Source organism: Pseudomonas gebzensis (assembly GCF_034427815.1).
Taxonomy (GTDB): Bacteria; Pseudomonadota; Gammaproteobacteria; order Pseudomonadales; family Pseudomonadaceae; genus Aquipseudomonas.
Genome location: NZ_JAXQNS010000003.1, coordinates 365,309 through 377,856 on the forward strand (window position 1 = coordinate 365,309; position 12,548 = coordinate 377,856).

General features: G+C 64.2%; 10 protein-coding genes. 2 read left to right on the plus strand and 8 right to left on the minus strand.

Annotation, left to right across the window (positions count from 1 at the left end; genetic code table 11):
* Window positions 1-158 precede the first annotated feature (158 nt).
* Complete coding sequence (locus SJI00_RS08655; protein WP_322461315.1) at window positions 159-1,790, plus strand: methyl-accepting chemotaxis protein; 1,632 nt, start codon at window positions 159-161, stop codon at window positions 1,788-1,790.
* A gap of 105 nt (window positions 1,791-1,895) precedes the next feature.
* Window positions 1,896-2,567: a hypothetical protein gene (locus tag SJI00_RS08660; protein WP_322461316.1), complete on the plus strand. Its 672-nt coding sequence runs from the start codon at window positions 1,896-1,898 to the stop codon at window positions 2,565-2,567.
* 163 nt (window positions 2,568-2,730) lie between these two features.
* Here the strand turns inward: SJI00_RS08660 and SJI00_RS08665 are convergent, their stop codons facing one another.
* The 8 genes from SJI00_RS08665 to SJI00_RS08700 all read right to left on the minus strand — a co-directional run bounded on the left by SJI00_RS08665 (window position 2,731) and on the right by SJI00_RS08700 (window position 12,450).
* Window positions 2,731-4,215 carry an APC family permease gene (locus SJI00_RS08665; protein WP_322461317.1) on the minus strand — a complete coding sequence of 495 codons (1,485 nt, stop codon included), beginning with the start codon at window positions 4,213-4,215 and terminating at the stop codon, window positions 2,731-2,733.
* Window positions 4,216-4,339: 124 nt separating this feature from the next.
* Window positions 4,340-5,764: a gamma-aminobutyraldehyde dehydrogenase gene (locus SJI00_RS08670; protein ID WP_322461318.1), complete on the minus strand. Its 1,425-nt coding sequence runs from the start codon at window positions 5,762-5,764 to the stop codon at window positions 4,340-4,342.
* A 21-nt stretch (window positions 5,765-5,785) separates the two neighbouring features.
* Window positions 5,786-6,610, minus strand: a complete 825-nt coding sequence (locus SJI00_RS08675; RefSeq protein WP_322461319.1) for an ABC transporter permease — start codon at window positions 6,608-6,610, stop codon at window positions 5,786-5,788.
* Entirely contained in the window at window positions 6,600-7,529 is a 930-nt protein-coding gene (locus SJI00_RS08680; protein WP_322461320.1) for an ABC transporter permease, read from the minus strand. Before SJI00_RS08680 ends, SJI00_RS08675 begins: the two co-directional genes overlap by 11 nt.
* A gap of 1 nt (window position 7,530) precedes the next feature.
* Window positions 7,531-8,565 (minus strand): ABC transporter ATP-binding protein, encoded by a 1,035-nt coding sequence (locus SJI00_RS08685; RefSeq protein WP_322461321.1) that lies wholly within the window; start codon window positions 8,563-8,565, stop codon window positions 7,531-7,533.
* 137 nt (window positions 8,566-8,702) lie between these two features.
* Window positions 8,703-9,854, minus strand: coding sequence for a putative ABC transporter substrate-binding protein YdcS (gene ydcS / locus SJI00_RS08690; protein ID WP_322461322.1), 1,152 nt, complete (start codon window positions 9,852-9,854; stop codon window positions 8,703-8,705).
* 95 nt (window positions 9,855-9,949) lie between these two features.
* On the minus strand, window positions 9,950-11,407 hold the full coding sequence (locus SJI00_RS08695; RefSeq protein ID WP_322461323.1) for a gamma-aminobutyraldehyde dehydrogenase: 1,458 nt from the start codon (window positions 11,405-11,407) through the stop codon (window positions 9,950-9,952).
* Between the two features lie 131 nt (window positions 11,408-11,538).
* Entirely contained in the window at window positions 11,539-12,450 is a 912-nt protein-coding gene (locus SJI00_RS08700; RefSeq protein ID WP_322461324.1) for a LysR family transcriptional regulator, read from the minus strand.
* Between the last annotated feature and the right edge of the window lie 98 nt (window positions 12,451-12,548).

Here is a 12,548-nt window from a genome sequence, read left to right on the forward strand (position 1 = left end):
CTGCCACCGGAAATCATGAAAGTCCCTTGTACAGAGAACTTTTCTTGTACAAGCCGCGTCCGAGCACTGATGTCAATTAAACATCGAACCGCCATTACCCCTCGCCGTGCGCATTGCCGGCGAAGCGCGATCAGCCTGTGTTCCGGGAGCCGTACCTCATGTTTTCCAATTTCAGCCTTGCGAAGAAGCTTTATGCCAGTTTCGGCCTTATCCTGCTGATCATCTTGCTTCTGGTACTGGGCGCCTTGCGTGGCTTCGAGCAGGTCAGCTCGTCGGTCAAGCGCAACCTTCACAGTTATGAAGTGCTCAACCAGTCGGGCGGGGTGCTGCGCAGTCTGATCGACATCGAAACCGGCATGCGCGGCTATGCACTGACCGGGCGTGAGGGGTTCCTCGCGCCGATGCAGGCGGGCGAAAAAGCCTTCGGCGATTACCTGCAGCGGATCAAGACCGCCACCGGCGACAACCCTCAACAGCAGGCGCGTCTGGCCCAGCTGCAAGACCTCTACCAGCAGTGGCTGCGTGACGACATTGCGGCCAATGTGGCCCTGCGCGAGCAGGTCAACGGCGGCGCGCAACCGTTCTCCGCGCTCAGCGAGCAGATCAGTGCGGGGCGCGACAAGGTCAAGATGGATGCCATGCGCGGACTCATCGGCCAGGTGCGTGACAGCGAAACCGCGCTGCTCGATGAGCGCAGCACCCTGATGAACGAGGCCAAGAGCAACGCCGTCATGATTCTGCTGGGCGGTGGCCTGGTCGCTGCCGTATTGGCGATGTTGATCGCCTGGTCGTTGTCGAAAAACCTGGTCGGGCGCTTGCAGCAGGCCCTTGAGGTGGCCCAGCGCATTGCCGAGGGGCGGCTGGACAGCCGTATCGACACCCAAGGCCGTGATGAGGTGGGCATCTTGCTGCAGGCCTTCGCCGCCATGCAGGCGCGCCTGCGCAGCATGATCGGGGAAATCAAGCAGGGCGCCGAGCAACTGGTCAGCGCCTCGGAAAGCATCTCCAGCGCCTCGCTGCAGCTGTCGGCCTCGGCCCAGGAACAGTCGCATTCGGCGTCTTCCATGGCGGCTACTGTCGAAGAACTGACCGTGAGCATCAACCATGTGGCCGACAACGCCGGTGATGCCCACGCGTTGTCCAGCGAGTCTGGCCGCCAGTCCACCGAAGGCGGCAGCGTGATTCAGGAAACCCTCGAACGCATGCGCCTGATCGCCGACACGGTGCAGGCCTCGGCAGGGCAGATCAGCGAGCTGGACCAGCATGCCGAACAGATCTCCAGCATCGTCGGGGTGATCAAGGGCATTGCCGAGCAGACCAACTTGCTGGCGCTCAACGCCGCCATCGAAGCGGCGCGCGCTGGCGAGCAGGGCCGCGGCTTTGCCGTGGTCGCCGATGAGGTGCGCCTGTTGGCCCAGCGCACCGCCAACTCGACCCAGGAAATCACCGACATGGTCAAGAAGATCCAGCTCGGCACCCGCGATGCCGTCACGCAGATGGACGTGGGCGTGGAGCAGGTCAAGGGCGGGGTCGAGCTGGCGCAACAGGCCGGAGATGCCATCGTGCACATCCGCCAGTCGTCCGGCGATGTGGTGCGGGTGGTCGACCAGATATCCCTGGCCTTGCGCGAGCAGACCGCCGCCAGCCAGGACGTGGCGCGCACTGTGGAACGCATCGCACAGATGTCGCAACAGAACAGCCAGGCGGTGGCGCAGACCAGCCACACCGCCAGCGAGCTGCAGCAGCTGGCGCAGGGCCTGGAGCGCCAGGTGAACGTGTTCGTGGTGTGACGGGCCCGGGCTGCGCCGTCTGTGGCGGCGCAGCCTGCAGGCAGCACCCGCACCCGGCAGGGCCGGGGTGATTGCAAACGATGACGGCAAACGGAGAGTGCACGCATGAACAAGCTTTACGACGCCCTGCGCGGGCTGCTCGGTCAACAGCCGGAGGCTACGGCCGAGCCAGACCCGGTCATCGCCGACCCCAATGCGGTGCTGTTTTCCCTACCGACCCTGGCCGACGACGCAGCGCCTGTCGAGCCCTTGACCGACGCTCCGCCGTGCCACGGGCTGGTGCTGCACGAGGACGACTGGCGCCAGCTCGAATTCCTCCCCCATGGCCAATTGGCCGACATCCAGCGCCTGCTGAGCGAGTTCAAACCGTTCGAGGCCGCCCAGCGCGAGGCCTACGGCTGGCAGCAGACCTATTTGCGGGTGCTGGCACCCAGTACCGTGATCGCCGGGCCCAGCGCCGAGGCTGAGTTGGCCGAGGCCTTGGGCGCCACCCTGCAGCCCGCGCCGCTGATCTGTACCAGCCAGACCGTGCTGGGCTGCGTCACTGCTGGCTTCGGCCTGGCCCTGGGCGAGCACGTGACGCTGTACGGCTACACCGATGCCCACGGCATCTGCGTGCTGGGCGTCTCGCTCGGCGAGCAGGCCGAGCATCAGCGCCTGGTGCAGGCGTTCTACACGCTCAATGCCCGCTATGGGCTGGTGCTGGTGGATTGGTGTCAGCAGCGGGTGGTGACGGGCCAGCGCGAGGAGGGCGGGTTGGCGCTGTGGCAGGCCTGAAACCTGCCGCGGGCAGGCCCTGGCCCAGCCACACGGGATCTGCCAGAGCCCGCGCGCTTGCACTCGATCCAGGCCATGGGTCTGGGCATGGCGTCGCTGAGCCACCGGCCGGGTTGGCCGTCGCGACCTGCACGGCCGGGCTGGCCGGTGCAGGCCGCAACCGCTAGCGACGCAGGGTCCAGGCATCACCCGCAGCGGCAGTGCCGCGGTCGTAGGGTTTGGCGATCCACATGTAAAGCAGGCCCGAGCCGATGACCACCGCGGTACTCAGGACCATGGCGTAGTTGCTGTACCACGGCGCCTGCGGCGTGCGCGGCCACGCCATGTTGACGATGGCACCTACCCCATAGAGCAAGGCCCCCACGTTCACCGGCAGGCCCCAGGCGCCGAGGGTAAAGTGACCGCTGGGTTTCCAGCCGCGTGCGCGTGCATACAATGCGGCCAGCACGATCATCTGGAAGGCCAGGTAAATGCCGATGGCCGCAAAGCTGACGATGGTCGCCACGGCGTCCTGCAAGAAAAACCCCAACGCAATGATCAGCGCTGGCAGTACGCCGGCAACGAGCAGCGCCGCGACAGGCACCTGTGTCCTCGGTGAAATCTGCTTGAGCAGGCGGCTGCCAATGACCATGTCGTCGCGCGCATAGGCGTACAGCAGACGGCTGGCCGCCGCTTGCAGACTGATCACGCACGAGATGAAGGAAATCATCACCACAGCCATCACCATCTTCGAGCCCACCGGCCCGAACGTGTTGTTGAGGATGGTCGTGACGGGGTCTTTGTCGGTGCCGTCGATCACCGCCTGCATGTCTGGCACGGCAAGAATCAGCGCCAGGCAGGCAAACATCGCTGCGATGCCACCGATGTAGATGGTCATGCGCATGGCCACCGGGATCCGCTTGCTCGGATTCGGCGTTTCTTCGGCAACGTCGCCGCAGGCCTCAAAACCGTAGTACAGGAACATGCCGGCCAGCGAGGCGGTGAGAAAGGCCGGCAGATAGGCGCCATCGACGCGGATATCGAACGTGTTGAACAACACGCTGAGCGGCTGATGACGCTCGAACACCAGCAAGTACACCCCGACAATCACCGCACCGACCCATTCGCAGAGAAAGCCGAACATGGCGATGCGCGCGAGCGTCTTGGTGCCGCTGAGGTTGACCAGGGTTGCCAGCAGGGTCAGCACCAGAGCGATGAGGATGTTGGTGTCGTTACTCGGTTCGAACCCCATCATTGCCGCCAGGTAGGGCCCTGCGCCCACGGCAACGGCGGCGATGGTCACGCACAGCGCGATCGAGTAGATCCAGCCGACCATCCAGGCCCAGCGCTTGCCCACCAGGCGGCGGGCCCACGGGTAGACCCCCCCGGATATCGGGAACTGCGACACCACTTCACCGAAAATCAGGCACACCAGCAGTTGGCCGCAGCCGACCAGCAAGTAGGCCCAGAACATCGGCGGGCCACCTGCGGCCAGGCACAGCCCGAACAGGGTATAGACGCCCACCACTGGTGACAGGTAAGTGAAGCCCAGGGCAAAGTTTTCCCAGAGGCTCATGCTGCGATTGAAACTGGAGGTATAGCCAAGTTGGCGCAACTGCTCGGCATCGCTGTCGGCAGGGGCTGAACGGCCATCGGGGGATGTGCTCATGAGGGTGTCAACTCCGCAGAATCGGCAGATTTCGGGTACCCGACCTCCACGCCGGGCCATCACGGCCCGGCGGGTATCGGTGGTGTTGGGGGTGGGTGGCTACGACACCGGGCCCGCGAAGCGGTTAGTGCTTGAACATCACGTGGCGCACCGTGGTGTAGTCCTCCAGCCCGTACATGGACATGTCCTTGCCATAGCCCGACAGCCTCTGACCGCCATGGGGCATTTCGCTGACCAGCATGAAGTGTGTGTTCACCCAGGTGCAGCCATACTGCAAGCGCGCGGCCAGGCGGCTGGCGCGTCCCACATCGGCCGTCCACACGGACGACGCCAGGCCATAGTCCGAATCATTGGCCCAGGCCAGGACCTGCGCTTCGTCGCTGAAGCGGGTGACCGAGACCACCGGCCCGAAGACCTCGCGCCGCACGATTTCGTCATCCTGTTGCGCATCGGCCAGCACGGTCGGTTCAAAGAAGAAGCCATCACCTGGCACGGCCTTGCCACCGGTGACCAGACGGATGTGCGGCTGCGCCACGGCGCGCTCGACGAACCCGGCCACGGCGTCGCGGTGCTGGGCCGTGATCAGCGGCCCCAGTTCGGTGGACGGGTCATCCTGCACGCCGTGCTTGATGCTGGCCACGGCAGCGCCAAGCTTTTCCACGAACGCCTCGTAGATCTCGGCCTGGGCATAGATGCGGCAGGCGGCGGTGCAGTCCTGACCGGCGTTGTAGAAGCCGAAGGTGCGGATGCCCTCGACGGCGGCGTCGATGTCCGCGTCATTGAAGACGATCACCGGCGCCTTGCCGCCCAACTCCATGTGCATGCGCTTCACGCTGTCGGCCGTGCTGGCGATGATGTTCGCGCCGGTGGCAATCGAGCCGGTGAGCGAGACCATGCGCACTTTCGGGTGGCTGACCAGTGGGCTGCCCACGGTTTCCCCGCGGCCGAACACCAGGTTGAGCACGCCGGCCGGGAAAATCGCCGCCGCCAATTCAGCCAGGCGTAGCGCGGTCAGCGGCGTCTGTTCCGAGGGTTTGAGCACCACCGTGTTGCCGGCCGCCAGGGCCGGGGCGATTTTCCAGGCGACCATCATCAGCGGGTAGTTCCACGGTGCGATAGACGCCACCACGCCCACCGGATCGCGGCGGATCATCGAGGTGTGGCCCGGCAGGTACTCACCCGCTGCCGAGCCGCTCATGCAGCGGTTGGCACCGGCAAAGAAGCGGAACACATCGGCGATGGCCGGAATTTCGTCGTTCAGTGCGGCGCTGTAGGGCTTGCCGCAGTTGTCCGATTCCAGTCGGGCCAGCTCTTGGCCGTGGGCTTCGATCGTATCGGCCAGTTTCAGCAGCAGCAGCGAGCGCTCCTTGGGCGCGGTTTGCGACCAGCGGGTGAACGCGGCCTCGGCGGCACGCACGGCGTCGTCGACCTGGGCGTGGCTGGCTTCGTTGAGGGTGACCAGTACCCGGCCTGACGCGGGATTGAAAACGTCCAGGGCCTGGCCTTGGCCGTCGACCAGTTGGCCGTTGATCAGCAGTTTGGTTTGCATGTCCGTGTCCTTATCGCGCAGTTATTTACCGCCACTACCGGCCACGCTTTCACCACCGCGTGTCAGGTAGTAGGCACCAAGAATCGGCAACATCGTGACCAGCATCACCAGCATGGCGACCACGTTGGTCACCGGCACATCGCGTGGCCGGCTGAGCTGATTGAGCAGCCACAGCGGCAAGGTGCGCTCGTGGCCGGCGGTGAACGTGGTGACGATGATTTCGTCGAACGACAGCGCAAAGGCGAGCATGCCGCCTGCCAGTAACGCAGAGCCCAGGTTGGGCAGGACGATGTAGCGAAAGGTTTGCCAGCCGTCGGCGCCCAGGTCCATCGATGCTTCGATCAGCGTGTGGGAGGTGCGGCGCAAACGGGCAATGACGTTGTTGTAGACGATCACCACGCAGAAGGTGGCATGCCCGACCACGATGGTCAGCAGCCCAGGCTCGATGCCCAGCGACTTGAACGTCGCCAGCAGGGCGATACCGGTGATGATCCCAGGTAACGCAATGGGCAGGATGAGGATCAGCGACACGCCTTGCTTGCCGAAAAACGCCCGGCGATACAACGCTGCCGAAGCGAGGGTGCCGAGCACCATGGCGATCAGCGTGGCGATGGCGGCAATCTGCAGCGACAGGGTGATGGCTTCCAGCACATCCGGCCGGGCGAAGGCCACGCTGAACCACTTCAGGGTAAAGCCCTGGGGCGGAAAGCTGAACGCGGCGGTTTCGGTGTTGAAGGCGTACAGGAAGATGATCAGGATCGGGAAGTGCAGAAACACCAACCCGCCCCAGGCTGCGAGCTTCAGCGCCCGTGGCGCCTGAGCGTGAGATGAACGGTCAGAGCGCATCGAAGGCCCCCAGGCGTTTGACGATGGACAGGTACGTCGCGATCAGCACGATCGGCACCAAGGTGAACGCGGCGGCCATGGGCATATTGCCGATGGCTCCTTGCTGGGCGTACACCATGCTGCCAATGAAGTACCCCGGCGGGCCGACCAGCTGCGGCACGATGAAATCGCCCAGGGTCAGCGAGAAGGTGAAAATCGAGCCGGCGGCAATCCCCGGCACCGACAAGGGCAGCACCACCTGCAGGAAGGTCTGGCGCGGCGTGGCGCCCAGGTCGGCCGAGGCGTGCAGCAACGACGGCGGCAAGCGCTCCAGCGACGCCTGGATGGGCAGGATCATGAACGGCAGCCAGATGTAGACGAACACCAGGAACCGGCCCAGGTGCGAGGTGCTCAAGGTGCTGCCGCCCACGCCGGGAATGCCCAGTGCCCACTGCAGTGCCGGCTCCAGGCCCAGGTGCTGGATGAACCACTGCGCCACGCCGCCCTTGGCCAGCAGCAAGGTCCAGGCATAGGCCTTGACGATGTAGCTCGCCCACATCGGCGTCATCACGGCAATGTAGAAAAAGGCCTTGGTCTTGCCCGTGGTGTAGCGCGCCATGTAGTAGGCGATCGGGAAGGCCACGAGGGCGCTGGCGATCGATACCGCAACGGCCATGCTCACCGTGCGCACGATGACGTCGAGGTTCGACGGTTGCATCAGCGCGGCCAGGTTGGCCAGTGTGAGGTCTGGCGTGACCGCCATGGTGAAGTCATCGAAGGTGTAGAAGCCTTGCCAGAGCAACGTCAGGAGCGAGCCGAGGTACACCGCGCCGAACCACATCAGGGGCGGGATCAGCATCATCGCCAGGTACAGGTTGGGCCTGCGGTAGAGCAGGTTGGACAACCTGCGCAGCGCGGGTCGATCAAGGGGGCGTGCCATGTCACACCTCGCCCGCAGGGGCGGCCAGCGGGGTCATGGCCTCTCTGGCCCAGCGCACGGTCACGTGCTGCCCGAGCTGATGGCCGCTGCTGACATCCAGCCACTGCGTGTTGGCCTGGCTGAGGTTCAGGGTCTGGCCGTTGTCCAGCTTCACCTCGAAACGGGTGGCGCTGCCCTGGTACTGGATGTCGTGCAGCAGGCCGCTCACTTGCACCTCACTACTGCCCAGTGGGCCTTCGGCAAAGCGCACATGTTCCGGGCGAATGGAGAACGACTGTGCAAGGCCGCTGAGACGCTGCGCCAGCTCGCCGCGAATCACGTTGGAGGTACCGACGAACTCGGCCACGAACTCGGTGGCCGGCTTCATGTACAGGTTGCGCGGGGTGTCGACTTGTTCGATACGGCCCTTGTTGAACACGGCCACACGGTCGGACATCGACAGTGCCTCGGTCTGGTCGTGAGTGACGAAGATGAAGGTGATGCCCAACTGATGTTGCAGCTTTTTCAACTCGCTCTGCATCTGTTCGCGCAGCTTCAGGTCCAGGGCGCCCAAGGGCTCATCGAGCAGTAGCACGCGAGGCCGATTGACCAACGCGCGGGCCAGGGCAACGCGTTGGCGCTGACCACCGGACAGCTGCACCGGCTTGCGCTCGCCAAAGCCGCCCAGGGCCACCATGGCCAGGGCTTCTTCGGCGCGGTTCAGGCGCTCGGCCTTGCCCACGCCCTTGACCTTGAGCCCGTAGGCCACGTTGTCGCGTACGTTCATGTGAGGAAACAGCGCGTAATCCTGGAACACGGTATTGACGTCGCGCTGGTAGGGCGGCAAACCCGCAGCTTCCTCGCCATGGATGCGGATCGAGCCGGCGCTTGGCTGCTCGAAGCCGGCGATCAGGCGCAGGCAGGTGGTCTTGCCCGAGCCGGAAGGGCCGAGCATGGAAAAGAACTCGCCGTCCTGAATATCGATGGAAACCCGGTCCACCGCTTTCACCTCGCCGAACTGGCGGGAAACGTGGGTGAATTGAACTGCAAGCGTCATGGTGCGTAGCTCCGAACAAGGCGCAGGGCGTCGCAGCGGCCCGAGGCGGGCTGCCGAACCCTCAAATCAATTGCCAAGGGGGTGCGGTGGGCGGCGAGCAGGCCCCGCCCACCGTGTGCTAGCGGCCGGGCAGGGCGTTACCTGCCGCCCATGATCGCGATGTAATCCTGGGTCCAGCGGCTGTAGGGCACGAACTTGCCGCCCTCGGCCTGCGGGGTTTTCCAGAACGAGATCTTCTCGAACAGATCGAAGCCGTTGGCCTTGCACCCCTCGGCGCCGAGCAGCTCGCTTGCGTTGCACGCCGCAGGCACTGCCGGCAACGAGCCGAACCAGGCGGCGACGTCACCCTGGACTTTTGGCTGCAACGACCAGTCCATCCATTTGTAAGCACAGTTGGGGTGCTTGGCGTCGCTTTGCAGCATCGTGGTGTCGGCCCAGCCGGTGGCGCCTTCTTCAGGGATGGTCGAGGCGATCGGCTGTTTTTCGTTGATCAGCCCATTGACCTGGTACGGCCAGGCACTTGAGGCCACCACGCCTTCATTCTTGAAGTCGCTCATTTGCACGGTGGTGTCATGCCAGTAGCGGTGGATCAATGGTTGCTGGGCACGCAACAGATCGAGTACCGCCTTGTACTGGGTTTCCGTCAGCTCGTACGGGTTCTGGATGCCCAGTTCCGGCTGCGCGTGCTTGAGGTACAACGCGGCGTCGGCGATGTAGATCGGGCCGTCATAGGCCTGCACGCGGCCTTTGTTCGCTTTGCCGTCGGGCAGGGTCTGCGGCTTGAACAGCACCGCCCAGCTGGTGGGGGCGGTCTTGAACACGAGGGTGTTGTACATCAACACGTTCGGGCCCCATTGGTAAGGGGTGCCATAGGTGTGCTCACCCACCACGTACCACGGCGCGTCCTTGAGGCGCGGGTCGATGTTTTTCCAGTTGGGAATCAGCGCGGTATTGATCGGTTGCACGCGTTTACCGACGATCAAGCGCAGCGAGGCGTCGCCAGAGGCGGTCACCAGGTCATAGCCGCCCTTGGCCATCAGGCTGACCATTTCATCAGAGGTGCCGGCGGTTTTCACATTGACCTTGCAGCCGGTTTCCTTCTCGAAGCCGCTGACCCAGTCATAGGCCTTGTCACTTTCACCGCGCTCGATATAGCCGGGCCAGGCGACAATATCCAGCTGGCCTTCACCGGCGCCTAGGGCCTGGAGCGGTTCGGCGGCCTGCAGGCTGGCGCTGGCCAGCAGCGCCGTGGCCAGGGCACTGAGCAGAGCGATCTTGTGGGCGGACATGGCGGTTCCCTCTTCTTTAATTATGGTCGGGGCAGTGTGTGCAGTCGGTGAAGCGTGCATCTGGGTGCTGTTTTTCTGGTTGTTATGGGGTTGCTTCAAAGGTGCTGACCGTGGCGGGCCATGATGTGCCGCACCACGCTGTAATCCTGCAGCGAGTCGCTGGACAGGTCCTTGCCGTACCCCGAGCGTTTCAAGCCGCCGTGGGGCATTTCACTGACCAGCACGAAATGGCTATTGATCCACGTACAGCCATATTGCAGCCGCGCGGCGACTTGCATGGCTTTGTCCAGGTTCTGGGTCCAGACCGACGAGGCCAGGCCGTACTCGGTGTCATTGGCCCAGTCCACTGCCTGCTCCAGCTCATTGAAGCGGGTCACGGTGACCACCGGGCCGAACACCTCGCGCTGAACGATTTCATCGCTCTGCCGACAGCCCGCCAGCACGGTCGGCTGGTAATAGAAGCCTGCCCCTGAGTGCACGGCGGCGCCGGTGACCCGCTCGATGTGGGGCTGGCCCAGGGCGCGTTCGACGAAGCTGGCCACGCGGTCGCGCTGGCGTGTGCTGATCAATGGGCCGAGTTCGTTGTCGGCGTCGCGTTTGCGGGCAAACCGCAAGCTGCTGACCGCCGCGCCGAGCTCGGCGACCAGTTTGTCGTGGATGCCCGCTTGGGCGTAGATGCGGCAGGCGGCGGTACAGTCCTGGCCGGCATTGTAGTAACCGTAGGCGCGCACCCCCTCGACCACGGCCTGCAGGTCCGCGTCATTGCAGACGATGACCGGCGCTTTGCCGCCCAGCTCCAGGTGCGTGCGCTTCAGGGTTTTTGCCGCTGCCTGAAGAATTTTCTGCCCGGTGACGATATCCCCGGTCAGCGAGACCATCCGCACTGTCGGGTGGCTGACCAAGTGGCTGCCGACACCCTCGCCGCCGCCACAGACAATGTTGATCACCCCCCGAGGCACGATCTCTCCGAGCACAGGTGCCAGGGCCAGGATCGACAGCGGGGTATGTTCCGAGGGCTTGAACACCAGGGTATTGCCGGCCGCCAGCGCGGGTGCGATCTTCCACGCTGCCATCATCAACGGGTAGTTCCAGGGGGCGATGGAGGCCACCACACCGAGAGGGTCGCGCCGCACCATGCTGGTGTAGCCGGGCAGGTATTCACCGCTCAGTTGCCCGATCTGACAGCGCACGGCCCCGGCAAAGAAACGGAACACGTCGACGCTGGCGCTGAGGTCATCCTGCAGCGCCAGATGAAAGGGTTTCCCGCAGTTCAAGGATTCCAGGCGGGCCAGGGGCTCGGCCTGTTTCTCGAGGGCATTGGCGATCTCCAGCAGCACGCGCGAGCGTTGCTGCGGGGTCGTGCGCGACCAGCCGGCAAACGCGCGATGAGCCGCGAGAAGGGCCGCCTCGACCTGCTCGGGGCTGGCCTCGGCAATCTGGGTGAGGACGTCGCCGGTGGCGGGGTTGATGATCGGCTCGGCAAACCCTAGGCCTTGGACCCGTTCACCGTCGATCAGCAACGCAGAGAGCAGCGGGATGGGCGCACCGGACATTCTTCGCGATCTCTTTTCTTGTGTGGTCATGGCGTTCTCTGGGAGCAGGCCTGACCGTCTCTGATGGATAGACAGAGACTAGAGCGCAGGCGTGTGGGCAACAAATACTAAATACTGAAAGCAGCATTCGATTAAATCGATGGCTTGCGCGAGTGCGGCTGTTCGCGCGCCACCGTCAGAAAAGGATCGACCAACGCAGGCCGTGCGGTGCCCCGGCGCCACGCCAGGCCGACATCCAGGGTCTGGGTGAGGTCGGCCAGCGGCCGCGCTTCGATGATGTCGCCTTCCAGGGACCAGGGGCGGTAGGTCATGTCGGGCTGGATCGACACCCCAAGGCCGGCTGCCACCAGGCTGCGCACCGCTTCTGTGGACGCGGTGCGCAAAGTGATCCGCGGTTGCAGGCTGACGCTGGTCCACAGGCGCTGCGCGTTGTCGCCCATTTCATCCACGTTCAGTTGGATCAGCGGCTCACGGGCGACGTCCGCCAGGCTGATGCTGTCGTGTTCGAGCAGGGGGTGCTGCGCCGGCAGCCACAAACGATGGGGTGAATGGGTGAGCACTTCGGTCTGCAGGGCGTGGCGGTCCTCCAGGTTGGAGAGGATCAACACACCGACGTCGATCTCACCGCTGACCAGCAAGTGTTCGATGTAGGGGCGCTCGTCCTCCATCACGCGGATCTCCACATTGGGATAGGCGCGTTGGAAGCGGGTGAGCAAATCGGCCAGGTAATAGCCTGCCACCAGGCTGGTCACACCGACGATCAGCTGGCCTGCAACGGTGTCGGTACTCTGCTGCAGGCTGCGTTTGGCGTTGTCGACCGTGGCAAGAATCAGATGCGCCTGGCGCAGGAACTGATGCCCCTGATGGGTCAGGGTCATGCCCTTGGCGTGCCGGTTGAACAGGTTCACGCCGATTTCCTGCTCCAGTTGCTGGATCGCCAAGGTCAGGGTGGACTGGGAAATGAAGGCGGTCTGGGCGGCTGCGGAGATCGAACCGGTTTCGGCCACGGCGATGAAGTGGCGGATTTGACGCAAGGTCATCATGGTGGGAATTCTCAGTCTGCGCAGCGCTCAAGCATATGCCGCAATCCACACGTTTTTGTAAGTGGCGGTAGAATTTGCCCCGATCGTGTGCATGGCAC

Excerpts from the sequence above, each read along its gene's own strand:
- SJI00_RS08665 (WP_322461317.1), bottom strand. The coding sequence starts at position 4,215 with ATGAGCACATCCCCCGATGGCCGTTCAGCCCCTGCCGACAGCGATGCC.
- SJI00_RS08695 (WP_322461323.1), bottom strand. The coding sequence starts at position 11,407 with ATGTCCGGTGCGCCCATCCCGCTGCTCTCTGCGTTGCTGATCGACGGT.
- SJI00_RS08655 (WP_322461315.1), top strand. The coding sequence starts at position 159 with ATGTTTTCCAATTTCAGCCTTGCGAAGAAGCTTTATGCCAGTTTCGGC.
- SJI00_RS08700 (WP_322461324.1), bottom strand. The coding sequence starts at position 12,450 with ATGATGACCTTGCGTCAAATCCGCCACTTCATCGCCGTGGCCGAAACC.
- SJI00_RS08660 (WP_322461316.1), top strand. The coding sequence starts at position 1,896 with ATGAACAAGCTTTACGACGCCCTGCGCGGGCTGCTCGGTCAACAGCCG.
- SJI00_RS08670 (WP_322461318.1), bottom strand. The coding sequence starts at position 5,764 with ATGCAAACCAAACTGCTGATCAACGGCCAACTGGTCGACGGCCAAGGC.
- SJI00_RS08675 (WP_322461319.1), bottom strand. The coding sequence starts at position 6,610 with ATGCGCTCTGACCGTTCATCTCACGCTCAGGCGCCACGGGCGCTGAAG.
- SJI00_RS08680 (WP_322461320.1), bottom strand. The coding sequence starts at position 7,529 with ATGGCACGCCCCCTTGATCGACCCGCGCTGCGCAGGTTGTCCAACCTG.
- ydcS (WP_322461322.1), bottom strand. The coding sequence starts at position 9,854 with ATGTCCGCCCACAAGATCGCTCTGCTCAGTGCCCTGGCCACGGCGCTG.
- SJI00_RS08685 (WP_322461321.1), bottom strand. The coding sequence starts at position 8,565 with ATGACGCTTGCAGTTCAATTCACCCACGTTTCCCGCCAGTTCGGCGAG.